Source organism: Corynebacterium glaucum (genome assembly GCF_002287505.1).
In the GTDB taxonomy this organism is placed as follows: Bacteria; Actinomycetota; Actinomycetes; order Mycobacteriales; family Mycobacteriaceae; genus Corynebacterium; species Corynebacterium glaucum.
The window spans coordinates 473,029-498,949 of sequence record NZ_CP019688.1 but is presented as its reverse complement, the minus strand read 5'-3'; the positions used below and the strand labels follow the sequence as shown (position 1 = coordinate 498,949).

Sequence of the window (25,921 nt, the reverse complement as noted above, 5' to 3'; positions counted from 1 at the left end):
CGAATGTCCACAAAAGCAGATCACCCCCAATGTGCGGGGGCGGGCGCCGCTCTTACAATGAGCACCTATGCCTGTGGAGCAAGTCGATCCCCTCATCACCACCATCTACCGGTGGTTTGATGTCTCGGGTGTGCTGATGATGAGCATCATCGGCGGCACCATCGCACGCCAGCGCGGCTACGACATCGTCGGGTTCTTCTTCATCGCCATGTTCTCCGCGCTCGGCGGCGGCATGCTGCGCGACGTGCTGATCAACCAAGGCACCGTCGCCGCAATGAGCGAGCCCGAGTACCTCATCCTTGCCCTAACTGGCACCCTCATCGCGCGGTTCACGTACTTCAAAGGCCGCACGTGGGAGTTTGTGCAGTCGCACGGCGACGGCCTCATCGCCGCGCTCTGGGCCGCGACCGGCACGATGAAGGCGATTGTCTTTGACCTGCCGATGCTTCCGTCGATCCTCATGGGCGTGCTCACCGCAACCGGCGGCGGCATGATCCGCGACGTGGTCATGGCCCGCGAACCATCCGTGTTCGGCAACAACCAACCAGCAGTGGTGCCCGCGGTCGCCTGCGCGGGCGTGCTGCTCGCCGCAAACGCCACAGGGTTCACGGCTTGGGGCATGGTGCTGGGCCCAATTGTCAGCTACGCGCTCTTCCTCGTCGGCTATTACGGCAACTGGAAATTAGGCACGAACAGCGACTACGCGCCTGTGAACAAGACCGCGGCCCAAGTCGTTCGCGCGGCGAAGAAGGCGGAGCAGAGTTCCCGCGCGGTGGCGCGCGGTTTGGAGCCGCGCTCGCTGCGTGCCTGGCGCCACCGCCAAATGGAGAAGGCCTTGCAGCGCCGTATTGAGGCGGACGTGAAGAAGGGCAAGCGCCGCTCCAGCGCCATGAAAGAGGCGGAGCAGGTGCGGCGGGATATGCGTGCGGAAGAGGCGTCGTCAAGCGAAATGCTCGACCTTGTGCTGCGCGACGAGCAACTGACCGACGAGCTGATCGAGCGGCTTTACCAGGAGAGGAGGAAAGGGTGATTGCTCCCCTCCTCCTTGCCCAGGGCATTGCGCTTAGCGACGCCCCGGTGACCTCCTCCCCACCCACCACCGGATACTACGAAAACGGCCAGTGGATCCCGCCGAGCCGCAACCGGGCACCGGACACCGACAACTGCGCTCGGTCGCTGGTGCCTCCCGAACCGGTGAGCACCTCTGAGCGGGTTGTCGACGGCTCGACCCCGACGCCTTTGCCGGCAGTGTACGGCGGGCCGTGCGGCGTGATCGCGCCGAGCGGGTACCGGGTAGACCCGGAAGTTGTGGCCTCGTCGTGGTTGGTGGCGGACATTGATTCCGGCGAAGTAGTGGCGATGAAGGACCCGCACGGGCGCTACCGGCCGGCGTCGATTATCAAGGTGCTGCTGGCGCTGGTGGTGATCGACGAGCTGGACCTGGATGCGCCGGTTACGGTGAGCGAGGAGTCGGCGAACCAGGAGGGTTCCGCCGCCGGCATCGGCCCGGACGGCGAATACACGGTGCGCGACCTGCTGTACGGGCTAATTTTGTCCTCTGGCAATGACGCGGCGCACGCGTTGGCGCAGGCGCTCGGCGGCGACGAGGTGACGCTGCGCAAGGTGAACGCGCTGGCGAGTGAATTGGGGATGGCCGACACCCGCGCTGCATCCTACTCCGGGTTGGATGCGCCGGGCATGTCGACCTCTGCGTGGGACATGGGGTTGGCGTACCGGGCGGCGTTTGCGAATCCGGTGTTCGCGCAGATCGCGGACACGGAGTCGTACGAGTTCCCGGGCTACGGCGAACTGCCGCCGTTCGACATGTGGAACGACAACAAGCTGTACTTGAACGACCCGGAAGGCATCGGCGGCAAGACCGGCTACACCGACGATGCGAACCACACGTTCGTAGGTGCGGTGAACCACGGTGGGCGGCGGTTGGTTGCGGTGGTGCTGGACACCACCGCGTGGGACACGCGCGCCTGGGAGCAGGCCCAGAAGCTGCTGCACGCCGCGTACCCAATCGCGCCGGGAGCAGGGGTGGCGCAGCTTGCGCCGGTCTCGGCCGCGTCCGCAACCGCACCCGTGCCGCCCGCGGGGCTGACCCCCGACCCGGCCAGCGCCGCGCAGTTCACCGGTGCACCGAGTGCGTCTACCGGTGCCGCGCGCTCCCCCTGGGCGCTCATCGCGATACTCGTCGGCGTGCTTGCACTTGCGGGCGTCATCCTCCGGGTCAGCGGGCACATCGGGCCCAGCACGGGCGGTCGCCACAGCCAGTAGCTGCGCCGCTACAGTGGGCCGCATGTTTGAAAGCCGTAAGCGGGCGCTTGAACTCGCCGAGGAAATCCTGCCCGCGCCCATCCGTGCGGATGTGTTGCACCTGCTCACCCCCGCGATTGGGCTGAAGCCGTCCAAGGATTGGGGCCAGACCACGTTGGGCAGCACCCGCATCGGCGGCACCCCCGACGTGCCCGAAGGGTTCGAATGGCCGCGCATCAAACCCACCGCCGACGACCTTGCGCTGCTTCCCGACTGGGTGGACGGCGAGCAGCTGGAATCCATCACCCGCGAGCACTCCCTGACGTTCATCGGGGCAAATCGACTTGGAGGAAGCGCACGCCCTCGGCGATACAGCTGGCGACCTCCCCGACACCGGCCGGCTGCTGTTCTTCTGGGATTTCACTGCCGGAGTGTTTCTCAGCATCCCCCAGACCACCCGGGTTATTTGGGACACCACCCCGAAAGACCAGCTCACCACCGCTCCACTTGCCGACGATCTGCGCACCGCCCACGAAGCGTTCCAACAGGATTTTCACACACGCTTTGCCAGGCACTACGAGTCCAGCTCGTACTTCACCCCGGGCCGCGACGCGGCGTTGTACGAGAGCGTGATGCTGCCGCCGCACCATGCCTTGCTCTACGAAGTCAAGGACGAGATTGCACGCATCGAAGACACCGATTACGCCGGCGAGTTTTTCGAGTTCGCCGAGTACGACGACGAATTCGGAGACCCGTACTGGCACAAGTACCAGGTGCTTGGCCTCCCCCACTCGATCCAGACCGAGCCACGCGCATATCTCAACGAGTTCGGCACGTTTGTCGATGACCCCGCCGCTTGGCGGCTACTTTTCCAGGTGCCCTTCGGTGACTGGGAGAAAGAACTCGGCGAAGGCGAAATCTACTTCCTTATCAGCGCCGATGCGCTCGCCCGCCGTGATTTCAGCGATGTGCGCACGATCTACCAACAGTCCTAGCCACCCCGGCGCGGGTAGCGTGGGCGCATGTTTGAAAGTCGCCGCCAAGCCTTAAACCTGATCGAAGAACATCTCCCCAGCGATATCCAGGACGAGATAGCCGACCTGCTCACTCCTGCGATTGGGCTCACCCCCTCGAAAGAATGGGACACCGTCACGCTCGGTCGCACCCGCATCGGTGGCACCCCCGATGCGCCCGAAAACTTCGAGTGGCCGCACATTGAGCCTTCGCTTGACGACGTCGCGCGTCTACCGGACTATCTGCCCGAAGAATATCGCGCCGTTGCTGGCACCCGCCGTCCATTGGTGTTCATCGGTCAGATCGACCTTGCTCAGGCGCACGCGCTCGGCGACGTCGCAAGTCCATTGCCCGATTCTGGACGCCTGTTGTTCTTCTGGGATGGCGGAGTCGGCCAATATTCTGCGGACTCTACCTACACCCGAGTTGTGTGGGACACGACCCCGATTGAGCAACTTAATACCGCGGACCTGGCTGAGGATCTTCGCACCCAGCACGAGGCTGACCAGTGGTATTGGGAGGAGCGGTATTCCCAGTGGCACCACGCGACCAACTATTTCGCCCCGGGCCGTGATGTGGAGCTTTACGCCGGTGTGATGTTGCCGCCGCGTTACGCGGGGGTCGTCGAGGTGAGCGAAGTGTTCGAATCCCTTGAGCAGCGTGGCCTTGAAGAAGACTTTGAGGTGTTTTACGAAGCCAGCCTCGATGTCGGCGAATGGCAAGGCTATCAGCTGCTCGGTTTACCGGATCCTATCCAGGGTGACCCCCGCGACGATGTCGAACCCGCTGATTGGGGCCTGCTTTTCCAAGTTCCAATGAACGATTGGCAGCTCGGCGATGGTGGCGACGGTGCCGTTTACTTTCTCATCCAGTCTGAGGCGCTTGCCCGCCGGGACTTCAGCAACGTGCGCGCGGTGTATCAGGCGTGATTCGCGTAGCGTGGGCGCATGTTTGAATCACGCGAACAGGCCATCGAGCTAGCCCACGAGATGCTCCCCGAAGAGATCATCCCCCAGGTTGTTGACCTGTTCGTCCCATGCATCGGTCTCGAACCGACGGGTGAGGTGGGTGCCAACACGTTGGGCGGCACGCGCATCGGCGGTAACCCGGACGTGCCCGAGGGGTTCGAATGGCCGCAGCTTCAGTTTGAAGAATCCGACATCGGGGGTCGGCCCATCCCGGACCTTGATGTCGAAAACGCCTTGCGCAGCCCGTCGGTGCCATTCATCGCCCAGGTCAATCTCGCCGAGGCGCACGCGCTCGGCGCGGTCTCGGCTGACCTTCCGGCTGAGGGTCGTCTGCTGTTCTTCTGGGATTACCGCATCGCGCCGTGGCTGCCGGTTCGGAGTGCAGCACGCGTTATCCACGACACGACTCCTGTGGATCAGCTGCAAGAAGCAACGCTTCCCGACGACCTGCGCCGCGAGCACGAAGCTGAGCTGCAGGAGTACCTCAAGAACTTCGGAGAACCGGGTGACCTCAGCGCGTTCTTTGTGCCGGCTGTGGGAGCAAGGCTATACGAAGGCATCACGCTGCCTCCTTCGATACACCAACCGGAGCTCGATCCCCCAGAGTTGAAAAACGGTTTCGCAAAGTTCAGAGAAGCGGGGTTCGCGGACGAAGTCAGTGACTATCTCTGGGAGGGCAATCCTCCGCTGGCGGATCCAGAGTGGAGAAAATATCAGTTACTTGGCGTGCCGAATCCGGTGCAAAGCGACCCGCGCTACGAACTGAAAGAATTCGCCGACCTGTCGGAGGTAGAGGCCGATCCGACCAAATGGCGCCTCCTCTTCCAGTTCGCGTTTGAGGATTGGAACTACCGCATCGGCGACTGGGAGACGTACTTCCTGATTCGAAACGAAGCCTTAGCGCGCGGCGACTTCAGCGATGTGCGCACCGTGACACAGAACACCTAGCTCCCGCGGTGCCCACAACGCCCACAACGCCCGCAGCGCGCTTCGCGACTAGTTGCGCGTCAGCAGCGAGAGCACGCCGACGCCGATGGCGCCAAGCGCCGCGCCGACCCCCACGGCAGTGCCGGTGTTGTTCTGGCTCGACGGGTTCGTCGCGCCAGCGCGCACGTTAATCACCGCCGGCTCCGGCAGTTCTGCCGGCTGCGCGGCGAGGGACTCCTTCGTGGTGGCGGTCCAGGCCGCGACGTAGAGCACGACGCGCCACACCAGGTAGAGCACAACCATCAGGGCAATGATTGGGCCGAAGATCGCGCCCGCCGGGTTGTTCGTCGCAGAGCCAACGATGAGGGTGGCGAACTGCTTAATCAGCTCGAATGCCACCGCGCCCACGAGCGCGCCCTGCAGGCCAGACTTCCTCGGCACCTTCGTGCGGGGCATGAAGATCATCAGCCACACCATGACGATGTAGTTCGCTAGGATGCCAGCTGCCAGACCGACCAGCCACACCAGGAAGCGCGAGCCGGGGAAGTCGCCGAGACCAAAGTGCTCCATCGCCTGCGTGGTCAGACCAGAGGTACCGACTGCGGTCACACCGAACGCCAGAATGAATAGCACGATCAGCACGATCAGGCCAACCAGATCCCACAGTTTCTTCACCACGAAGTTGCCGCCGCCCTCGTTGGCATCCAGGCCCCACATTGCTGAGATGCCGACGCGCAGGTTGTTCATCCACCCCAGGCCAGACCACAGCGTGGTCAGTAAACCGACACCTGCAACCGCGCCGCGCTGCTCAATCGCGGACTCGATGAGACCGTTGAGCATCTCCCCCAAGTCGCCGTCAACGCTAGCGGAGATCTGATCCTGGATCTCGGTCATCAGATCCGGGCGGCTGTTCAGGAAGAAGCCCAGCCCGGCAAACAGCAGCATGAGCAGCGGGAAGAGTGAGAGCACCGAGAAGTAGGTAATACCGGCCGACAGCTGATTTCCGCCCTCGGACGCGAAGCGATCCTGCATCCGCATCACATGGCCAACGGCGGGCGCCTTCTTCTCAAGCTCGTCTGCGCCCCCCTGCTTTTGCTGCTTGGTGGCGCGCTCAATGCCCCGATCGTCGGTGTACGCGTTGCGCGGTGATGTTGAAGTTGCCATCGACGGTCTCACTTCCTCTACTCGTCCATTTCCAGGACAACATCGTAGAGGAAGTTCCCGCTCTTTAGCGTCTGGGAGGGAGGAATCCGACGTTGGCGTAGACGTCGGCAAGCAATGGCTCTGCAACCTCGCGCGCGCGCTGCGCACCGCGGGCAAGGATCGACTCGAGCTCACCGCGGTCGGCCATGAGCTCGTCGTAACGTGCACGCAGCGGCGTCGTGAACGCCTCGAGCGCATCGGCCGTGTCCACCTTCAGCGCGCCGTAGCCCTGGCCGGAGTACCCCGCTACCAGCTCATCGACGGTTTTGCCCGTAAGCGCCGACTGAATCACGAGCAAGTTGGACACCCCTGGCTTGTTCTCCTTGTCGTAAGTAATCTCGCCGCCCGCATCAGTTACGGCGGAGCGAATGCGTTTCGACGACACCTTTGGCTCGTCCAGGAGATTGATCAGCCCCTTCGGATTGGTGCCGGATTTACTCATTTTCGCGGTGGGCTCCTGCAGGTCGTAGATCTTCGCAGCGCCTTCCGGAATGAAACCGTCGGGCACCACGAACGTCTGGCCGTACTTCGCGTTGAAGCGCTCCGCGAGGTTGCGGGTCAGCTCGAGGTGCTGACGCTGATCTTCACCCACCGGCACGAGCTGCGGGGAGTACAGCAGGATATCCGCGGCCATGAGCATCGGATAGGTGAACAGGCCAACCGAAGTGCGGTCTTGGCCCTGCTTGGCGGACTTGTCTTTGAACTGCGTCATGCGGCTCGCCTCGCCGAAGCCGGTGAGGCACTGCAGCACCCAGGTCAGCTCCGCGTGCGCCGGCACGTGCGACTGAACAAACAGTGTGGATTTTTCCGGGTCAATGCCGAGCGCGATGAGTTGCGCACACCCAGCAATGGTGCGTTGGCGTAGCTCTTCCGGGTCCTGTTCGACGGTGATCGCATGCAGGTCCGGGATGAAGTAAAACGCGTCGTAGCCGTCTTGCAGGTCGATCCACTGCTTGAGCGCACCGAGATAGTTCCCCAAGTGGTACGAGTCTGCGGTGGGCTGGATGCCTGAGAGGACGCGCTGCTTTGTCATGCGCATCAGTCTATCGATGGACGCCAGGCGCAACTTCACTAGGATTTCCGTTGATTAGTTGCGGACAGTTTTTGGAGTCGTAGATATGGGAAAGCCAGGCCAAACCGGGTGGAAGTCTCATCTTCCTTGGCTTATTACGGGCGTATCAGCGGCTACGTCAACGGTTTTCGCAACCCTTTTAGCTTTTGCCACTCCCGACGGGGTCAGGTTGACTCTCGATTTTCTTGGAAAGCTTCTCGGCCCAATTGGAGCGGCACTGATCGCATGGGCAGGCGTAGACCACACAGTACGCAACACAAAGCGGTTAGATCAGTCGAAGGAGTGGTACACGAACCTGAGATGGGCCGCAGAGTTGTGCAGTTCAAGTGAAGAACGATCAGTGGAGATTGGAGTGGCGGCTTTGGATGCGTTGGATGACTTACCATTCCTGTCTGAGGAGCAGAACGCACTGATAGACAAATTGTTGCACAAAGCCACGTTGGATCACGATGACATAAATGGCGTTCCTTGAAATGGCGATTCGATCTAGGATGTTCAGCACAGAAGGAAGGGAGGAACAATGTCCACGCCAACACATTCAACTCGGGTGGATCACCAAAATATCGGTAAACGCCCGTCGCGAGGACAAATCGCCGCCGCGAAGCTGATAGTCAAGCGCGATCAAGAAGGAAAAGGTCGCGTAGTAATTACCCCAAGGATCCGTGAGCTCGCTGCCCACGAGCTCCCGTAGTTTCTTCGCTAAATATCCAGGTCTTCGTCGCCATCCGCGCGAAGGCCTGGTTTTTTCTTGACAATACGGCTCCTGTGCCTCTATGGTTACCCACATGAGTGGTAAACCCATATACCAAGGGATCGCGGACGAGCTCCGCGACATGATCTCCTCCGGTGTGCTCGCACCCGGAGACCGCGTCCCGTCCACCAACGAGCTCTCGGCTTACCACTCCGTTAACCCGACCACCTCAGCGAAAGCTCTCACCGAACTGTTCAACGAAGGCCTCGTCGAGAAACGTCGCGGGCTCGGCATGTTCGTTCTCGAGACCGCGCGCGAGCAGCTGCTCAGCTCCCGGCGCGCGGCGTTCCAGGAACAGTTCGTCCGACCCTTCGTCCACGAGGCCGACCAGCTCGGTCTCACCACCGCGGAACTGACCGCCATGATCGAAAAGGAGCGCACCCGGTGAATCAACCCAGCCCCCAGCGACCTCCCCACCCCGGCTTCTACGCGCTCGTCGGCCCAAACGCCGCCGGCAAGACCCATTTGCTTCGCTCGCTCATGGGCCCCGGCGCTGCGTTCGTGCCCGCCGGTGCCGATGCGAAGTTCGCCGGCGATACGGTCGCCAGCCACCTGCGCGCCGCCAACACCGCGAAACCGCTCGCGCCGATCGATTTCCCCGACGCTCGCATCAAGGATCTCTCCGTCGGTGAGCGCCGCCTGCTCACCATCACCGTTGCGCTCGCCGCGGAGGAACCACTTTTGCTTCTCGACGAACCCTTCGACGGCATCGACACCACCACCCGCAAACAGGTGCGCCAGCAACTCATCGACTACGTCGCCGAAGACCCGGAGCGCACCATCGTCATGGCTTCGCACCGCCCCGAGGACTTCGTCGGCCTCGCCACCCACGTGATCCAGGTTTTTGGCCGCGAGACTCACTCCTATGGGCTTTCGCTTGACGACGCACGCCTCCTCTACCCCACCGTCACCGGACCCACAGCCGAAATCGAAGAGCTGGCAGCCCAATACCCGGTTGTTGACAAAGCGACACTCGGGCCCACCACCCGCGCGACGTTCAGCGCGCCCATTCCAGAATCTGCCACCGCCCTCCCAGTGGGATACCCCGACGACGCAATGCTCATCGACCTCCTCGCCCAATCTCCGGCGAACCTGCAGACCGGAAAGGCACTGCAATGAAACTCTTCCTCAGCTCATATAAACCCTCCCTGTTCGCAGGGGTCTACCTCGCTACCATCATCGCTGTCCCGCTCGGTCGTTTTTGGGCCGGTGCCGGATACGACTGGACTCTGCTCGGCGGCATCATGCTGGTCGTGCTCTTCACCGCTGCTGCGGCGGAATGGCGGGCATACGACCAACTCGGCACCAGCTTTAACGCGTGGATGAACTCAGCCGCCAGCACCGCCCTTTTCGCGGCGATTCCGCTGGCTGGTGCCGCCACAGTGTCCGCCGCCTACCACCAGCTTCGAACCCCGTACTACAAGTACGGCGACCCGTTTCTGGTCACCAACAATCAGCCGGTACAACATGTGAACACTCACGAAGAAATGTATTGGGTGGATGCTGCGGGGCAAGACCTCACCACCGTGGCGCTCACCTTGTCGACGACGGCACTGCTTTACCTTGTGGCGTGTTTTGCCGGAACCGCGCTTGGCCTCGCTGCGACCTCACACCGAATTGCAGCGACCGTGCTCGGCGTGGTTGCTGCCGGGATCGGTTACGCATTCACCTACAAACTCGTCCACCAGGCGTATACCCACTACGATTTCGAAACCGGTGCTGTGTGGGTGACGGAAAGCGCAAACGTCGCTGCTGAGATTGCTGCGATCATCGTCGCCGCGTTGGTGGTGACTGGATTCGCCACCTTCTTAATCACCCGCACGCCGCGCTTCGTGAAATAGGAGCGAGACAATGAAACCTTTCTTGAACCCATTCGCACCCGCCTTAACCCTCGCAGCGTTCGTCGCCTTGCTCATTGCGATGCCCTTTGGGCGGTTTTACAGCGGAGACGGCGAACTATGGACCATCTTCGGCGGGGTCGCGCTGCTCGCAATGTTCGCGTACGGCGCATCCAAGTGGCCAGCGCTGAATCAGTTGGGCACGAGTTTCCGACAGTGGCTAAAGTCGGCGCTGATCGTCGCGCTGTCCGTTACGGGCATTCTCGCTGCCGCCACATCTGCCTCGTCGATTGCGAACCAGTACCGCAACCCCCACTACCGGGCGTACGACATTTTTCTTGTCACCAATAATCAACCCGACGAGATCTTAGAAGTGCCACGTGCGGGTCAAGACGCCTCCACCATGCTTGCGACGTTGGCGGTGACGTTCGCCTTCCTGTTCCTGGCCGCGATTGTCGGAATCGCAATCGGGGTGTCGGAGGATGCCGCTAACAGGTGGGTGCCGTTGATCGTCGGTATCGCGGTCGCTGGCCTGCTCCTCGGCTTCGCCTACGCGCAAGCATATTGGGGCTATGCAGAAACAGAAGGAATGGCGACCCCGTCGTCAAGCGTCGTTTGGATCATGCTCGGCAGCGGCGCACTCGTGATCGCTTGTACCGCGATAGCCGCGATTGCCCGCACCCCGCGCTTTGTGAAGTAGCGAGTACGTTAGCGCTCGAGCCACTCCGAGCGCAGGATCCCGTGGCGGGAGCAGGTAGCTTCCCACGCCACGGGGTTCATTTTCACCACCATGCGGCGCCCGCACAACGGGCAGATGCGCGGTGCGTCGTAGGGACGGGCCGGGTCGAGCGGGAGCTGGATCTCGCCGCTCAGCACCGCATCAGCGAGCTCCGTTGAATCGGGAACGCGCATTAGAGGGACTTCAACGTGTCGTACAGCGCACCGTGGCCGGAGTTCTGCTTCTGGCCGACCGGGGTGATGGAAAGGTTGAGGTTGGAATCCATGACGCGGTCGACGGCGTCGCGGTCTTTCTCCATCGGACGGCCGAACGTCGTCAAGTAATTGCCCCCGATGATGGCGTTCGCGCCGCCGAGCAGGCCGGCCTCCGTACCGTCGTCGCCAAGCGCAAGCTCGGTGCCACCCGCAAAACGCAACTGGGTTGAGGGCATGGCTAGGCGGAACGCCGCGACCGCGCGCAACGCCTCACCCTGCGGAACCAGCGGGCGGTCGGCGAACGGGGTGCCCGGGCGCGGATCGAGGAAGTTCATCGGCACCTCGTGCGGCTCGACCTCAGCGAGCTGGGCGGCGAACTCCGCACGCTGCTCAATCGTTTCGCCGAGGCCGATGATGCCGCCGCAGCAAGTCTCCATACCCTCGGCCAGGACGTGCTCGAGGGTGTCCTTTCGCTCCTGCCAAGTGTGGGTGGTGACCACGTTGGGGAAGAACGACTTCGCCGTTTCGAAGTTGTGGTTGTAGCGCATGACACCCATCTGGGCGAGCCTGTGGGCCTGTTCGCGGGTGAGGATGCCGAGCGACGCGGAGATGGAGATGTCAACCTCCTCCGTAATCGCGGTGATCGCTTCGGCGACCTGGTCGAGCAGAGCGTCCGTCGGGCTCTTTACTGCGGCGACGATGCAGAACTCGCTTGCGCCCATCTTTTCCGACTGCTTCGCAGCCTCGACCAATTCAGCAATGTCGAGGGTGACGGCGCGTACGGGCGACTCGAAAAGACCGGATTGAGAGCAGAAGCTGCAGTCCTCCGGGCATCCGCCGGTCTTCAACGAGATAATGCCTTCCAGCGACACGTCCACACCGCAGTGCTTGATGCGCACCTGGTGGGCGAGGTCGAGCAGTTCCTGGAGACGGTCGTCCTCGATTTGCAGGATCTGCAGGATCTCTTCCTGATTGAGGCCTTCGCCGCGCTCAAGGCACTTCTCACGGGCAATGTCGAGAATGTCGGTGCTGGTGCCAGATTCGGTGTGGGCAGTAGTAGCAGTCATGGTGATCAACTCCGTTCTTTCGCGGCTGCGTGCGCGATTGCAATGGAGTGTAGCCGAGTCATTGAACAACGTTCAGCGTTATTCCGAAGTATTGGAGTTGCATAATAACTTCCTGTGTTACATTTCAGTAACGAAGCTGTTTGCGCTAAGGTCTCTCGTCGGACGTAAGCCATTAGCGGACCTGCATTAAACGTGAGTGACCTTGATTGAGAGGGCGAACATGCCACCCATCCCGCTTTCCAAACTCGTCTCCGGACTTGCAACGCTTCTCGCGATCCTGGCTTCCCTGACGACTGGGCACGGCACACCCGTCCCCCCGGCCGAACCAGCCAAACCGGATGGCGCAGTCGCGCACGAGACAGCTGCCCCCACGTCTCTCGATCCATCGGCACCGGCACCGGCGCCGGGTCTGCCGCTTCCGAACAACGCAGCACCGAACGCGCAAGATGCAGCACCTGTGCCTGCTGCGCCGCCGGCGGACGCCGCCCCGAATTTGCCTCAGGTTGACGCTGGGGCTCCTGTTCCACCGGCCGCGCTTGCTCCCGCACCCGCTTCAGCAGCTGCACCGATTCCCGGTGCACCTGCCGCCGCCGCTCCTGCCGCGGTACCAGCCGCGCCGGCGGCGCCGGCAACGGTCAAGGAGCCGACCATTCAGGAAGCGATCATCGACGCGACGAACCGTTTCCGCGCTGAAAACGGCCTCCCGCCACTCAAGCCGTTGCCCGAGCTCAACAAGGTCGCGCAGGATTGGTCCGATATCCAAATGAACCAAGACCGCATGTACCACAATCCCGACTTCGGTCAGCAGTACCCGAAGGGGTGGCGACGCGCCTTGGAGAACGTGCTGCAGAACTGGAACACCGCAGACGCGGAAGCCCTCGTCGCGCAGTGGGCAAACTCACCCGGGCACCGAGCGAACATGCTCAACCCGGACATCACCCACATCGGTGTCGGTGTCGCCGACACCGCCAAAGGAAAGCGCTACGCGACGCAAAACTTCGCCGCGTACTAGTTGCGTCGCCGCCGCGCGCGCATCAGCCTTTAGCAGCGTGGCTATTTAGCGGTACTCCACCAGAAGAGGCGCGTGGTCGGACCACCGCTCTTCCACCGTTGGCACTTTGTCCACCCACGCACGTTCAGCGCGCTCGAGCATGTTCGCTGTGGCGGCCTGGACATCGATGCGCCAGCCCGCGTTGTTGTTGAACGCCTGCCCGCGGAAAGTCCACCACGTGTAACCCGCGTCAGTCGGGTTCAAACGACGCGCGACATCAAACCACTGCGGGTCGTCGCAGGCGACGCGCGCTGGGTTTCGGGAGGCGTAATCCACCGCGCCAGCCCAGCCGGCGACAGACTTTGCGTCGATGTCTTGCGCTTCCTCATCCGGGAAGCACCCGAATACCGCATCCATAAACGCGCGCTCATGCGGCAAGAACCCGGACTTCTTCTGGTTGGTCTTCCAGTTCTTCAGGTCCTCGCGGCGGTGGCAGATGTTCCAGTCGCCGCCGATCACCATGTCCGGATGCTCATCGGCCCACTTCGCAAGCAGTGGCTCGAAGGCGTCCAAGAACCGATACTTTTCATCCTGTTTGGCGGTACCGGCAGAGCCTGAAGGAAGGTAGAGGGAGGCGACAACGGTGCCGTCGTCAAGCGATGCGCTGATGAAGCGACCTGCATCCTCGAAGCCTGCGATGCCCACCGCAATGTTGGAAAGTGGGGTGCGCGAGAGGATGCCGACGCCCGCGCGGCCCTTTGCTCCCGGCGCTTCAGCAGGCGCGACCGCCAAGTGCCAGCCCTGCTCCAATGCCGGTGCCAGCGCGGCGCGTGCCTCGGCTTCGGTGGCGCGGACCTCCTGCATGAGTACAACATCAGCGGGGGTGTCGATGAGCCAGGCGAGCATGCCTGGGTTGACCTCACTTCGCACCTTGGTGGCGGCGCGGATGCCGTTGACGTTGACGGATGCGATGGTGAGGATCATGGATTCCGACCCTACCGGGCAACAGGAAACTGTAAGCTGTGGGGCTGAACACAAAGCAACCGTATTTAGAGGAGCACTATGTCTAAGATCATCTGGACCCGCACCGACGAAGCGCCGCTGCTCGCGACCTACTCGCTCAAGCCGATCGTGGAGGCATTCGCATCCCAGGCTGGCATCGACGTGGAAACCGCTGACATCTCACTGGCCGGCCGCATCCTGGCGCAGTTCCCGGATCGCCTGACCGATGAACAGCGGATGGACGATGCGCTCGCGCAGCTCGGTGAGCTGGCGAAGACGCCGGAGGCGAACATTATCAAGCTGCCGAACATCTCCGCGTCCCTGGTCCAGCTGAAGAACGCGATTAAGGAGCTGCAGGCCGCCGGCTTCGACATCCCGGAGTACGAGGATGCGCAGGAGAAATACGACGCGGTAAAGGGCTCCGCCGTGAACCCGGTGCTGCGCGAAGGCAACTCGGACCGCCGCGCGCCGGAGGCCGTGAAGAACTTCACCAAAAAGCACCCGCACTCCATGGGCGAGTGGTCCTCTGACTCGAAGACCAACGTGGCCACCATGGACGCAGGCGACTTCCGCCACAACGAGAAGTCCGTGATCATGCCGTCCGACGACACGCTGCAGATCAAGCTGGTCAAGGCCGACGGTTCCGAGGAAGTGCTCAAGGACGGCCTGCAGGTCATCGAGGGCGAGGTTATCGACGGCACCTACATGTCCGCCAAGGCGCTGGACGCGTTCCTGCTCGACGCCGTGCAGCGCGCGAAGGACGAGGGCGTGCTCTTCTCCGCCCACCTGAAGGCCACCATGATGAAGGTCTCCGACCCGATCATCTTCGGCCACGTCGTGCGCGCGTACTTCAAGCCAGTCTTTGACAAGTACGGCGAGGAGCTGCTCGCGGCAGGCCTCGACGGCGAAAACGGCCTCGGCGCAATCTTGGACGGTCTTGGTTCGCTGGACAACGGCGATGAGATCAAGGCCGCATTCGAGCAGCAGCTTCACGACGGCCCGGCGCTAGCGATGGTGAATTCGCACAAGGGCATCACGAACCTGCACGTGCCGTCCGACGTGATCATTGACGCGTCGATGCCGGCAATGATCCGCACCTCCGGCCACATGTGGAACGCGGACGACCAGGAGCAGGACACCCTGGCCACCATCCCGGATTCCTCCTACGCCGGTGTGTACCAGGTAGTGATCGACGACTGCCGCGCGAACGGCGCCTACGACCCGACCACCATGGGCACCGTGCCGAACGTTGGTCTAATGGCGAAGAAGGCCGAGGAGTACGGCTCCCACGACAAGACCTTCAAGATTCCGGCCGACGGCAAGGTGCAGGTCGTGAACTCCGCCGGCGACGTACTGATCGAGCACGACGTTGAGAATGGCGACATCTGGCGTGCGTGCCAGACCAAGGACGCCCCGATCCAGGACTGGGTCAAGCTGGCCGTGGACCGCGCACGCCTGTCCGGCATGAAGGCGATCTTCTGGCTGGATCCGGAGCGCGCGCACGACCGCAACATGATCACGCTTGTGGAGAAGTACCTCGGCGACCACGACACCGAGGGTCTGGACATCGAGATCATGTCCCCGGTAGAGGCCACCAAGGCATCCGTCGAGCGCATCCGCCGCGGCGAGGACACCATCTCTGTGACCGGCAACGTGCTGCGCGACTACAACACCGACCTCTTCCCGATCCTTGAGCTGGGCACCTCCGCGAAGATGCTCTCCGTGGTCCCGCTGATGGCTGGCGGCGGCTTGTTCGAGACCGGCGCTGGCGGTTCCGCACCGAAGCACGTGCAGCAGGTGCAGGAGGAAAACCACCTGCGCTGGGATTCGCTCGGCGAGTATCTTGCGCTGGCCGAGTCCTTCCGCCACGAGAAGAACTCGAACGGCAACGAGCGCGCTGGTGTCCTGGGCGACGCCCTGGACCGTGCGACCGAGACCCTGCTCAACGAGGGCAAGTCCCCGTCGCGCAAGGTCGGCGAGATCGACGACCGCGGCTCTCACTTCTGGCTCTCCCTCTACTGGGCTGAGGAGCTGGCGAAGCAGACCGAGGACGCCGAGCTGGCAGAGAAGTTCGCGCCGGTGGCAGAGCAGCTGCGCGCTAACGCCGAGCAGATCGACAAGGAGCTCATCGGCGCGCAGGGCGGCGCGGCTGACCTCGGCGGCTACTACTGGCCGGACGAGGACAAGACCAACGCTGTGATGCGTCCGTCCGCGACCTTCAACCAGCTTATCGACGGCCTGAAGTAACGCTTCGCCCGCCAAGACAGCGGCCGGACCGGGATGGTGTTTCCCGGCTCGGCCGCTTTTCTGTGTATCTGCGTGCGCCCAGCGGACCTCGATCGAGATTTCGCTGCGGTCGACGGCACCCCCTCGTAGACGATCTCCGCCTCGCCCGCTACTCGCCGCCTAGCTAGTTACTTGCCGAACAGCGCGCGCATCGAACGGTCGACTGAGCGCAGGAAGAACTCCTCCGGGTCGCGCAGCGTGGCCTCGCCGAAGTGCCCAAACACCTCGGCAGAAATCAAGCCGATGAGCTTCGCCCACAGCTCCAGGCCCAACTCCACCACGTCCAGCTCCAACCCTGGAGTCTCATCCTGCCCGATCGCGTAGAGGTCCTCCATAAGCACTTCGCTGCGCGTCCCCGCCACCGCGCTCGGCCGCGCATGCTGAAGGAGCTCACCGAGGCGCGCAATCACTCGAGTGCCAGCCGCACCAGTCGCTTCCGCCGGTGCATGAAAATTGGCTACAGGGCTGCCGTAGATTAGCGCCCACCTCTGCGGGTACGCAAGCGCCCACCGTCGCATCGCCGCCGCCAAAACCCGGCAACAATCAGCCGCCGCCGTATCCGCCGCTTGCGCGCCCAGTTCCGACTCCACCACCTCCGCTAGCTGCGTGTACGACGCGGCAATGAGCGCCGTCAGCAACCCATCCCGGTCCGGAATGTAGCGATACAAAGCCGACGGGCTAATCCCAAGGTCGCGCGCAACTGCTCGCAGGTTCACAGCCTCCACTCCCCCCTCGTCAAGGTGGGCAAAGGCAAGTTGCTCGATCCGCTCCTCGGTTCGCAGCCTCGCCAGGGCTCGCGGGCCCAGCTTATCGACGGTCATACCGCCACCCTATCAAACGCGAACCCTGTTCTTGTTTCGGCCATTACCTTGGCTTACACTCCAAACAAGAACAGCATTCACTTTTGAGAGCAGGAGTCTCGGACATGAGTTCAACATTGGTTATCGGTTTTGGAGCGGTTGGGCGAGCGGTCACGAAACGTCTCATTGCGCAAACATCGAGTGCGCAGAAAGCAGGCGTCACCGTGATGGCCCGGTCGGACCGTCAGGTACCCGCAGGAGCGGACCTCTTCATCGGCGACGCCTCGTCCTCGACCGACCTACACCGGGCCCTCGATGCCAGCGGCGCAGACCGCATCATCTGCTGTGCCCACGCCGCGTACACGGAAGCCGCCTGGCGTTCCCAGCTCATCCCGCTGGAACAGGCGGTGCTCAACGCCGCAGCAGAAGTGAGCGCGGAAGTGGGCGCGCACGTCACCTTTCCCGAGTCTGTCTACGCTTTCGGCCCAGGCGTGCACACGGTGACGGCGGAGAGCCGGGTGGGCGCGACCGTCGGCAAGCCTGGCGTGCGTGCTGAACTGCTTGCCGCAAGAGACGCTGCTGCCGCGCCTACCGCTTCGGTAGTCGCTTCCGACCTGTACGGGCCGGGATGCGGCGAATCGATGGTGGCCCACGCGCTGATCATTGACCGGGTGCACAAAGGTAAACGACCCCTGGCGTTAGTTGACGCCGATACGCCACACGCTTTCACCTACATCGACGATTACGCCCGCGCGCTGGTGGACGCCTCCGCGGGGCGCGCAACCGGGATCGTCCTCACCCCCACCGCCGAACCGATTACGCAGCGCGACTTTGCGACGCTCGCGGCGGAGGCGTTCAACGCCGAACATCACCGACCACTGACGCTGCGACCGTGGATGCTGCGCGTAGCCGGCATAGCCGATGAGAATGTTGGCGGGCTGCGCGAAATGACGTGGCTGTGGGACAGCCCGCGGGCGCTCGAATCCGACCTCGATTGGGCTCCGACCCCTTATCGCGACGGTCTCGCGAGCCTAGCCAGAAGCTGAATAAATACTAGACCGCTTAGTCCGCCTCACGGTGGGTCGGTCTACAGTTGTTCGCATGTCTGACACCAGCACGGCCGCGCCCCAGCTCCCGATAGAAGGGGAATTGTGCACCGTCGCCATCGGGAACTTCAGAACCGAGGCAGGCGCGGACATTGCTGAGACTGCCATCGCGTTCCAGCGCTGGGGCGTTTTCAAGGGCGACCCCCACGGACAAAACAACGTCTTGCTTCTTGAGCACGCCCTGACCGGCGACGCGAACGCCGCCAACTGGTGGGACGCAGTCATCGGCCCAGGCAAAGCGTTGGACACCGACGTGTGGTGCGTGGTGTGCACCAACGCGCTCGGTTCCTGTTACGGCTCGACCGGCCCCGCGAGCACCCACCCCGACGGCAACGCGTGGGGCTCACGCTTCCCCGCCATCTCAATCCGCGACCAAGTGAACGCGGAGGCGGCCCTGCTCGAGACGATCGGAATCACGCGGGTGCACGCGGTGCTCGGCGGTTCCATGGGTGGTGCGCGCACGCTGGAGTGGACGCTGCTGCACCCGGAGCGGGTCGGTTTCGCGCTGGTGCTTGCCGTTTCCGCGCGGGCGAGCGCCTGGCAGATCGGCATCCAGTCCGCCCAGATCAGCTCGATCACCCGCGACCCGGACTGGCACGGCGGCGATTACCACGGCACCGGACGCTCCCCCGATGCTGGTCTCGCCGCCGCGCGCCGCATCGCGCACCTGACGTACCGCGGCGAGTTAGAGATCGACGAGCGCTTCGGCACCTCCGCCCAGTCCGGCGAAAACCCGCTCGGCCCGTTCCGCGCCGACGATCAGCGGTTCGCGGTCCAGAGCTACCTCGAGCACCAGGGAAAAAAGCTCACAGAGCGTTTCGACGCCTCGTGTTACGTCGTCCTGACCGAAGCACTGAACCGCCACGACGTCGGCCGCGATCGCGGCGGGTTGAACAAGGCGCTGCATTCCATCACGGTGCCGACCATGGTCGTCGGCGTTGACACCGACATTCTTTACCCCTACCACCAGCAAGAACACCTGTCGCGAAACCTCGGCAACCTGCTCGCAATGTCGAAGCTGTCCTCCCCCGTCGGCCACGACGCGTTCCTGGTGGAGGCGCGCCAAATGGACCGCATCCTGCGGCAGTTCATCACACTGACGGAGCACTACGCCGCCGAGCAGGCCGATAGTCCGCGCAACGACTGCTAGCGCCGCGCACGCCCCTGCCACCAACGGATCAGCACCAGCACCGCCGTGGAAGTGCCCACGCCAATCAGGGTCATCGCCATCGCCTCAGCACGGTGCCCCTGATCAAATTGGTTCATGATCCACGGCGCAAGCAGATTAATGCTGGTCGGGCGGATCAGCGAGGACATCACCAGCTCGCGGATGCCCACGAAGAACGCGAGCAGCCAGCCAGCAAAAATGCCCGGCGCGAGCATCGGCAGCGTCACCCGCCAAAACGCCTGTCCCCTGGTCGCGCCAGAAATCGCCGCTGCTTCGTGCAAGGTCGGCGACATGGACGCGGCGGAGGTCTTGATGTTTTGCACCGCCATCGGCATGAACAGCACGGTGAACGCCATCACTAGGATGAGCTGGCTGCCGTACGGGGTCCACGGCAGGCTCGGGGAGTTCCACAGCAGGATAAAGCCGATCGCAAGCACGATGCCGGGCACAGTGTCGGGAGCCACAGCAAGGAAGTCGGAAATTCGGGCAGAGAATGCTTGTCGACGCATCGTCAGCAGCGTCACCGCCAATGCCAACACCACCGATGTGGTGGCGCCAATTGCGCCAAGGGCGATGGAACGCGTGAGCGCTTCCTGTCCTGAGGGCATCGATAGGACGATGCCGAAGTAGTCGAAGGTGAGGTTGTTCAGAGTCGGCGGCTTGGAGCGCAGGATCGTCATCGATGCCAAGATGATGGAGATGTACGGGATCAGCACCGTCAGCACGAACACGATGGCCGTGTAAAGCCAGGCAAGTGCCATGCCTCCCTGTGAGATGTTCAGCGAGACCGGGCGCGAGACACGCCCACCACTCGCCAAGCCACCGCGGCCTGCCCACTGCTGCATCGCCCACGCCATAACGCCCAAGAAAAAGAGCACGCTTGACGACGCCGCCGCTTTACTGAAGTTCAGCGGGTCGATGGTCACATCCTGGTAGATGGACGAAACCAGGACCGGGTAACCGATCGCGTTGCCCAGCGTCACCGGTGTACCGAACTCGCCGGCTGCCTTGATGAACACAATCAGTGCACCCAGCGAGAAAGGCCCGAGCACCATCGGCAAGATAACGCGGGAGAATTGCTGCCAGCGGCTCGCGCCGGCAACCTGGGCCATTTCAAGCTGCGACGCTGGGATGGAGGCCAGACTGTTCCGCAAGATCAGGTACAGGAATGGAAACAGCTCGGCGGCCATCACAAATCCCATGCCCCAGACGGAGTTGATGGCAGAGCGCACGGCGTCGCCAAGCATTGGCCCGAGGAGCATGTCGGCCACGCCGCGCACTCGCGTGAAGTCCATCCAAGCCATGGCGGCGGCGAACGGCGGTGTCATGAACGGGATCATGATCACGATCTCGACCCAGCCGGCGCGACGCATCGGCGTCCACGCGCGGAAGAACGCGAGTGGAGCGGCAAACAACGTGGAGAAGAATACGACGAGGACGGAGAGCCAGACGGTGTTGAGAATGACTCGCACCATCTGCGGCTGCCACAGCGTATCCAGGGCAGGATCATCACCCCGGTATCCCGTCACCGCGGTCACCAGCACCGACGCTAGCGGCGCGGCGACCAGGATAAGCAGGATCAGCAGCACCAGGTAAATGCCCGCGTTGACTCCCCGTTTCGTCCTCATAGTTACAGCGATCGCTTGCGGTTACAGGTAGCGCTCCGCGAAGACCTCACGGATGTTCTTCGACTCGGAGGAGATGGCCTTCCAATCGTCGGAGATCTGCTTGATGTCGGACAGAGCCGGGCCGTTCTTCGGCTCAACGTTCTTGTTCGCCGGGATCATGTTCTTCGACGCGGAAATCTCCTGAGCCTCCTCGGAGAACATGAAGTCGACGAATGCCTTCGCCGCATCCATGTTGTCGGTGCTCTTCATAATCATCACCGGGCGCGGGGTGACGGTGGTGCCGGAGGACGGGATCACGATCTCCAGCGGCTCACCCTTGTCGCGCGCGGAGTAGGCGGAGTAGTCGACGCCGCCGAAGACAATGCCCTTGGAACCGGAGGTGACCATGTCGAGCGCCGGGCCGTTTGCGCCCTGGACGATCATGCCGTTGTCGAAGAGCTTGTCAAACAGCTCCCAAGTCTTGTCTTCGCCCCACTCAGCGACCATGGCGGCAAGCAGGTCAGCGGCGGTACCGGACTCGCGAGGATCCGGCATGATCACCAGGTCCTTGTACTTTTCGTCGGCGAGCTCCTCCCAGTCGGACGGGACATCGGAGACCACGTCGGTGTTGGCAACGATAGCCAGCGCGGAGCCGTCGCGGCCGTGGAAGGATTCATCATCAGCGTTCCACTTCGGGTTCGCATCGGCGATGTTCTCCGGAGCGTACGCCTCGAGCGCATCGCTTTCACCCTGCTTCGCCGCTGCGTTCCAGGACGCGAGGTAGACCACGTCGGCCTGCGGGTTCGCCTCCTCAGCGGTGATCTTCGCGGTGATCTCGCCGGTGGTGCCAGCGAAAACATTGACGGTCACGCCGGTGCGCTCCTGGAACGCCTCGACGAGCGCGTCGGTCAAGCCCTGCGGGTTAGCGGAGTAGTAGTCAATGGAACCGGACAAGCCTTCCGGGGCCTCCCACTTGCCGGCAGTCTCGCCGGACGTGGCGGCAGTGGTGGCGTCGTTCGCACCGGTGGTGGCGGTGTCGTTGGATTCGACGGAGCCGCAGGCAGCCATCGAGAATGCAGCGGTGAGGCCAACGATGGCCGCGGCAAACTTTTTCATGTCGGGAAATCTCCTTGTAGGGAAACAATGGGGTGAGATAGGGGGTTAAGAACGCGCGTTGACGGTCAACAGGACTCGATCTCCGCGGTTGAGGCGGTGCCGGGTGTACGCCAGCCACGGTTCCGGAGCGCCGTCCACATTGCAGCGGATGTCGTAGCGCCCGCCTGTGTACTGACTTTCCAAAACCTCGCCGACGACGGAGTTCGCCGGGAGCGTGTCCGGTCGCTTTCCATCAATCGGTGCCACTTCGACGTTCTCCGGCCGGTTCGAGGGCAGCGTCTCGTGTGTATTCGTAACACCGACGAACCCGGCCACAAAATCGTCTGCTGGGTGATCGTAAAGCTCCACCGGATCATCGAATTGACGCACGTCGCCGGCATTCATCACGGCTACCCGATCAGACATGGCGAGCGCCTCGGCCTGGTCGTGCGTCACATAAATCACGGTGAGGTTGAGCTCGTAGGCGAGACGCGTGAGCTCGCTGCGAATCTGAGTGCGCAAGGCGGCATCGAGGGCGGACAACGGCTCGTCCATAAGCAAAAGCTCCGGATCCGAGACAAGCGCACGGGCGATTGCGACGCGCTGCTGCTGCCCTCCCGAAAGCTCATTGGGGCGCTGCTCTGCCTTTTGCGAAATGCCGACCATGCCCATCGCGCGGGCGACACGCTCCTCGCGCTCGGACTTGCTGACCTTCTGCGAGCCGGTGGTCAGCGGAAACTCGACGTTCTTTGCCACCGTCATATGCGGCCAGAGCGCCAGATCCTGGAACACCATCGAAAGGTTGCGACGGTTGACCGGCACGTTCGTGTTGGGCCCGAACACCTCCTTGCCAGCGAACTCAATGACGCCCGCGTCGGGCGTTTCAAGGCCTGCGATACAGCGCAGCATGGTTGATTTGCCGCAGCCGGAGGGGCCGAGAATGGAGACGAATTCGCCCTTCCCGATGGTCAGGGAGGTTTCGTGGAGACCAGTGCCGTCGGGGAATTCCCGACGCACGTTGTGCAACGCGACCTGGGGCGCGCCCAGGCTGGTTGCGGATACAGCTGAAGTCACCCGGGCGAAGCTACGCTACCCGGGTTAATAGATAGTCGGGAATGGGTGAACTTCTGGTGAATTGATTGAACAATTCGACGCGATTGCAAATCCTTAAGTGCCTTAAGAGTGGGCACTTGGGTGCAGCGGGAAGCGCGCCCACGGCATCTCCTGCGACTCGAGACAGAAGATCGCCTTGTCGCGGAACTCGATGGAACTCTCGTCGATGGTTTCCGACCACTTGGCACGACCGTAGAGGAAGCCTTCGGCATGCTCGCGCCAGTTCGCGCAGTGCTCGCGGGTGACTGCGAGGCAATTCTGCAGCAGCTGGCCGAGATCTTGGTCGTTGAGCAAACCGCTGCGGTACGCCAGGCGCAATACCCAGGCCGCACGAGTGGTATCCCAGCCGACGAGGTTGCGCGGAAGTTGCGATGGCAACGCCTCGACAGACCTCGGATCGAGCAAGATATGTGCCCAGACGTCGAACTCTCCCACCAGCTCCTCGATCCCCGCTTCAGTGCTGATCTGTGCCGCGGTTTCGCGCAGCTGCTGGTACGCGGCGGGACGCTGCTCAACAGGGGCGGCGACGAGCTGTTCCAGGCCGGGGCGGAAGAGGTCGTAGACCGGATCGCCGGCGTTCTCAAGCAATGCCCGAACGACCTCAATCGCAGACTCGCGCGAGGTGACGCCGTAGGCCTGCTCGAGGAAGTTCAACCACTTCGAGCGGCTGGACATGAACCCGAAGATCCGCTTCGGTTTCGACTGCTCGCCAGGGCCGTCGACTGGGTGCTCGGTACCCAGCGAGTAGATTGCGTCGACGCTGCAGGCGACGGCGAACTCGGGAGAGGTGTTCTCGCTGCGCATCTGCACCCACTGCCGTGACAGGACTTCGGAATCAGTAAAAGCTTGTTCGTAGGTTTGCACCCGGAAGATACTAACCTAAGAACATAGTAAGTCCCCCATGGGAGGGTTTTAAGCCTACGAGCCGAGCGAGTCGACAGACCATGCCAGCCACATCATCGCGGCACCGACCCCAGTGCAAAACAGCGCGTCGAAACGCCTCGAACGCACCGCGATCAGCCCGATGAGCTTCGAATCGCACGTCATTCGCAACACCGCGACCCACACCATCACCGCTCCGAGGGTGAACGTCGCGCGACGCCAGTGCTCCGTCGCCGCGAACACACCAGACGCGACGAATCCCACCGCGAACAGCGCCACCATCACCCACTGCACCCACACCGGCAACACTGAAGGGCGGTTGCCAATGTCGTGCGGGTTGTCCAGGTTCAGCCCCGACGGCGCGGCGTCTGCAGACGCGGGTGACTCACGTGAAGCGTCCACAGACGCGGGAGCAGGTGGCTCGGACACGGCAGGCACGAAATCCGCCTACTTCGCCTGCGCGGCCTGCGCTACCTGGCGCTCTGCACTTTCCACAATGTTGCGCGCCAAGAACGTGCGCGTCATCGGGCCGACACCGCCCGGGTTCGGGGACACCCAGCCAGCCTTCTCCCAAACATCGGGGTGCAGGTCGCCGACGGTTTTGCCGTCAACGCGGGACACGCCGACGTCGACAAGCGCTGCCCCCTCTTTGATCATGTCCGCCGTAATCATGTGCGGCTTGCCGGCCGCCGCAATCACGGCATCGGCGCGACGCGTCTCAGCCGCAAGATCCTTGGTGCCGGTGTGGCACAGCACAGTGGTCGCGTTCACATCCCGCGTAGTCAGCATCAGCGAGATCGGCCGACCCACCGTCACGCCGCGGCCCACCACACACACGATCGCGCCGTTCAAATCCACCCCGAAGCGCTCCAGCAGCTTAATCGTGCCATTCGGCGTGCACGGCAGCGGCGCCGGCTCGTTCAGCACCAGCTTGCCCAGGTTGACCGGGTGCAGCCCGTCAGCGTCCTTCGCCGGGTCGATCAGCTCCAGAATGCGGTTCTCGTTGAGGTGCTTCGGCAACGGCAGCTGCACGATGTAGCCGGTCACGCTTTCGTCCCGATTCAGCTCGTCGATAAGCGATTCAAGCTCTTCCTGAGTGGTGTCAGCCGGCAACTCCTTCTGAATTGAAGCGATGCCGAGCTCTTCGCAATCCTTGTGCTTCATGCGTACGTAGTTCTGGCTCGCGGGATCCTCGCCGACCAGCACCGTGGCCAGGCCTGGAGTGATCCCCTGCTCCTTGAGCGCCGCCACGCGCGATTTCAGGTCCGCGAAAATCTCCTCGCGGTAGAGCTTTCCGTCCAGTTTGATCGCAGTCACGCGGCTATTTTACCCATGGAGCGGAGTCCTTAAACTTAGCCGCATGCTGCACATAATCTTCGACAACCCCGTCATTCCCGGCAACACCGGCAACGCGATCCGGCTCGCCGCGAACACGGGCGCGCGGCTGCACCTCGTCGAGCCCCTCGGCTTCAACTTCGACGACAAACACCTGCGCCGTGCGGGGCTGGACTACCACGACCTCGCGGAAGTCACCATTCACCCGGATTTGAACAGTTGCTTATCGACGCTTCGTACCAGCCGCGTTTTCGCCTTCACCACGCAAGCCACGCGCTACTACCACGAGGTGGCGTACCAAGACGGCGACGCGTTGCTCTTCGGCACCGAGCCGTCCGGCCTTCCGCACGAGCATGCGCACCACCCGCGCGTGACCGACCGGCTGCGCATCCCGATGGTGCCCGGGCGGCGCTCGATGAACTTGACGAACTCCGCGTCGGTGGCGGTGTTTGAGGCGTGGCGCCAGCTCGGCTTCGCAGGCGGCGTCTAAGCGTCTAGTGG

The 25,921-nt window shown here is 62.9% G+C and carries 26 protein-coding genes; 14 read left to right on the top strand and 12 right to left on the bottom strand.

The features are described from left to right. Positions 1–67: 67 nt before the first annotated feature. The 5 genes from CGLAU_RS02495 to CGLAU_RS02475 all read left to right on the top strand — a co-directional run bounded on the left by CGLAU_RS02495 (position 68) and on the right by CGLAU_RS02475 (position 5,192). Positions 68–1,030, top strand: coding sequence for a TRIC cation channel family protein (locus tag CGLAU_RS02495; RefSeq protein WP_198304984.1), 963 nt, complete (start codon positions 68–70; stop codon positions 1,028–1,030). Next, positions 1,027–2,283 carry a D-alanyl-D-alanine carboxypeptidase family protein gene (locus CGLAU_RS02490; RefSeq protein WP_095659335.1) on the top strand — a complete coding sequence of 419 codons (1,257 nt, stop codon included), beginning with the start codon at positions 1,027–1,029 and terminating at the stop codon, positions 2,281–2,283. The genes CGLAU_RS02495 and CGLAU_RS02490 overlap by 4 nt, the downstream gene beginning before the upstream one ends. A gap of 323 nt (positions 2,284–2,606) precedes the next feature. Then, complete coding sequence (locus tag CGLAU_RS02485; protein ID WP_157731240.1) at positions 2,607–3,257, top strand: DUF1963 domain-containing protein; 651 nt, start codon at positions 2,607–2,609, stop codon at positions 3,255–3,257. A 27-nt stretch (positions 3,258–3,284) separates the two neighbouring features. Beyond that, entirely contained in the window at positions 3,285–4,205 is a 921-nt protein-coding gene (locus CGLAU_RS02480) for a DUF1963 domain-containing protein (RefSeq protein ID WP_095659333.1), read from the top strand. 18 nt (positions 4,206–4,223) lie between these two features. Next, complete coding sequence (locus CGLAU_RS02475) at positions 4,224–5,192, top strand: DUF1963 domain-containing protein (RefSeq protein ID WP_095659332.1); 969 nt, start codon at positions 4,224–4,226, stop codon at positions 5,190–5,192. A gap of 48 nt (positions 5,193–5,240) precedes the next feature. Here the strand turns inward: CGLAU_RS02475 and CGLAU_RS02470 are convergent, their stop codons facing one another. Continuing rightward, entirely contained in the window at positions 5,241–6,335 is a 1,095-nt protein-coding gene (locus tag CGLAU_RS02470) for a YhjD/YihY/BrkB family envelope integrity protein (RefSeq protein WP_095659331.1), read from the bottom strand. Positions 6,336–6,399: 64 nt separating this feature from the next. Further along, positions 6,400–7,407: a tryptophan--tRNA ligase gene (trpS, locus tag CGLAU_RS02465; RefSeq protein WP_095660984.1), complete on the bottom strand. Its 1,008-nt coding sequence runs from the start codon at positions 7,405–7,407 to the stop codon at positions 6,400–6,402. A gap of 824 nt (positions 7,408–8,231) precedes the next feature. Here trpS and CGLAU_RS02460 point away from each other — a divergent pair. Genes CGLAU_RS02460 through CGLAU_RS02445 form a run of 4 tightly spaced genes read left to right on the top strand, consistent with a single transcriptional unit; the run spans position 8,232 to position 10,735 of the window. Further along, a complete protein-coding gene (locus CGLAU_RS02460; RefSeq protein WP_095659330.1) occupies positions 8,232–8,585 on the top strand; it encodes a GntR family transcriptional regulator in 354 nt (117 codons plus the stop codon). Next, positions 8,582–9,316: an ATP-binding cassette domain-containing protein gene (locus CGLAU_RS02455; protein ID WP_095659329.1), complete on the top strand. Its 735-nt coding sequence runs from the start codon at positions 8,582–8,584 to the stop codon at positions 9,314–9,316. The genes CGLAU_RS02460 and CGLAU_RS02455 overlap by 4 nt, the downstream gene beginning before the upstream one ends. Further along, the gene (locus tag CGLAU_RS02450) at positions 9,313–10,038 is read left to right on the top strand and encodes a hypothetical protein (RefSeq protein WP_095659328.1); all 726 of its coding nucleotides are present in this window, start codon (positions 9,313–9,315) and stop codon (positions 10,036–10,038) included. Before CGLAU_RS02455 ends, CGLAU_RS02450 begins: the two co-directional genes overlap by 4 nt. Positions 10,039–10,048: 10 nt before the next feature. Then, positions 10,049–10,735 carry a hypothetical protein gene (locus tag CGLAU_RS02445; RefSeq protein ID WP_095659327.1) on the top strand — a complete coding sequence of 229 codons (687 nt, stop codon included), beginning with the start codon at positions 10,049–10,051 and terminating at the stop codon, positions 10,733–10,735. An 8-nt stretch (positions 10,736–10,743) separates the two neighbouring features. Here CGLAU_RS02445 and bsaP read toward each other — a convergent pair whose 3' ends face one another. Next, positions 10,744–10,947 carry a biotin synthase auxiliary protein BsaP gene (bsaP, locus tag CGLAU_RS02440; RefSeq protein ID WP_095659326.1) on the bottom strand — a complete coding sequence of 68 codons (204 nt, stop codon included), beginning with the start codon at positions 10,945–10,947 and terminating at the stop codon, positions 10,744–10,746. Continuing rightward, positions 10,947–12,035 carry a biotin synthase BioB gene (gene bioB, locus CGLAU_RS02435; protein ID WP_095660983.1) on the bottom strand — a complete coding sequence of 363 codons (1,089 nt, stop codon included), beginning with the start codon at positions 12,033–12,035 and terminating at the stop codon, positions 10,947–10,949. Before bioB ends, bsaP begins: the two co-directional genes overlap by 1 nt. Before the next feature lie 220 nt (positions 12,036–12,255). Between bioB and CGLAU_RS12550 the strand changes: the two genes are divergently transcribed. Continuing rightward, entirely contained in the window at positions 12,256–13,047 is a 792-nt protein-coding gene (locus CGLAU_RS12550) for a CAP domain-containing protein (RefSeq protein WP_157731239.1), read from the top strand. 45 nt (positions 13,048–13,092) lie between these two features. Here the strand turns inward: CGLAU_RS12550 and CGLAU_RS02425 are convergent, their stop codons facing one another. Further along, positions 13,093–14,010, bottom strand: coding sequence for an exodeoxyribonuclease III (locus tag CGLAU_RS02425; RefSeq protein ID WP_095659324.1), 918 nt, complete (start codon positions 14,008–14,010; stop codon positions 13,093–13,095). A gap of 78 nt (positions 14,011–14,088) precedes the next feature. Here CGLAU_RS02425 and CGLAU_RS02420 point away from each other — a divergent pair, with 78 nt between their 5' ends. Continuing rightward, the gene (locus CGLAU_RS02420; RefSeq protein WP_095659323.1) at positions 14,089–16,275 is read left to right on the top strand and encodes an NADP-dependent isocitrate dehydrogenase; all 2,187 of its coding nucleotides are present in this window, start codon (positions 14,089–14,091) and stop codon (positions 16,273–16,275) included. A 167-nt stretch (positions 16,276–16,442) separates the two neighbouring features. Here CGLAU_RS02420 and CGLAU_RS02415 read toward each other — a convergent pair whose 3' ends face one another. Then, on the bottom strand, positions 16,443–17,135 hold the full coding sequence (locus CGLAU_RS02415; protein WP_095659322.1) for a TetR/AcrR family transcriptional regulator: 693 nt from the start codon (positions 17,133–17,135) through the stop codon (positions 16,443–16,445). Positions 17,136–17,239: 104 nt separating this feature from the next. On the opposite strand from CGLAU_RS02415, the gene CGLAU_RS02410 reads away from it, so the two are divergent. Together CGLAU_RS02410 and metX are read left to right on the top strand one after the other, a co-directional pair. Beyond that, positions 17,240–18,160 carry an NAD-dependent epimerase/dehydratase family protein gene (locus CGLAU_RS02410; protein ID WP_095659321.1) on the top strand — a complete coding sequence of 307 codons (921 nt, stop codon included), beginning with the start codon at positions 17,240–17,242 and terminating at the stop codon, positions 18,158–18,160. A 55-nt stretch (positions 18,161–18,215) separates the two neighbouring features. Continuing rightward, positions 18,216–19,370, top strand: a complete 1,155-nt coding sequence (gene metX / locus CGLAU_RS02405) for a homoserine O-acetyltransferase MetX (RefSeq protein WP_095659320.1) — start codon at positions 18,216–18,218, stop codon at positions 19,368–19,370. Here the strand turns inward: metX and CGLAU_RS02400 are convergent. From CGLAU_RS02400 to CGLAU_RS02375, 6 genes are all read right to left on the bottom strand, one after another. After that, positions 19,367–21,016, bottom strand: coding sequence for an ABC transporter permease (locus tag CGLAU_RS02400; protein WP_095659319.1), 1,650 nt, complete (start codon positions 21,014–21,016; stop codon positions 19,367–19,369). The genes metX and CGLAU_RS02400 overlap by 4 nt on opposite strands. A 21-nt stretch (positions 21,017–21,037) precedes the next feature. Then, positions 21,038–22,111, bottom strand: coding sequence for an ABC transporter substrate-binding protein (locus CGLAU_RS02395; protein WP_095659318.1), 1,074 nt, complete (start codon positions 22,109–22,111; stop codon positions 21,038–21,040). Positions 22,112–22,156: 45 nt separating this feature from the next. Beyond that, positions 22,157–23,164: an ABC transporter ATP-binding protein gene (locus CGLAU_RS02390; RefSeq protein WP_232507161.1), complete on the bottom strand. Its 1,008-nt coding sequence runs from the start codon at positions 23,162–23,164 to the stop codon at positions 22,157–22,159. Between the two features lie 102 nt (positions 23,165–23,266). Further along, a complete protein-coding gene (locus CGLAU_RS02385) occupies positions 23,267–24,067 on the bottom strand; it encodes a DUF1266 domain-containing protein (RefSeq protein WP_095659317.1) in 801 nt (266 codons plus the stop codon). Positions 24,068–24,121: 54 nt separating this feature from the next. Then, entirely contained in the window at positions 24,122–24,523 is a 402-nt protein-coding gene (locus tag CGLAU_RS02380; protein WP_332461819.1) for a DUF3017 domain-containing protein, read from the bottom strand. 9 nt (positions 24,524–24,532) lie between these two features. Beyond that, positions 24,533–25,402 (bottom strand): bifunctional methylenetetrahydrofolate dehydrogenase/methenyltetrahydrofolate cyclohydrolase, encoded by an 870-nt coding sequence (locus tag CGLAU_RS02375; RefSeq protein WP_095659316.1) that lies wholly within the window; start codon positions 25,400–25,402, stop codon positions 24,533–24,535. A 43-nt stretch (positions 25,403–25,445) separates the two neighbouring features. Here CGLAU_RS02375 and CGLAU_RS02370 point away from each other — a divergent pair, with 43 nt between their 5' ends. Continuing rightward, positions 25,446–25,910 (top strand): tRNA (cytidine(34)-2'-O)-methyltransferase, encoded by a 465-nt coding sequence (locus CGLAU_RS02370; RefSeq protein WP_095659315.1) that lies wholly within the window; start codon positions 25,446–25,448, stop codon positions 25,908–25,910. Positions 25,911–25,921: the final 11 nt, after the last annotated feature.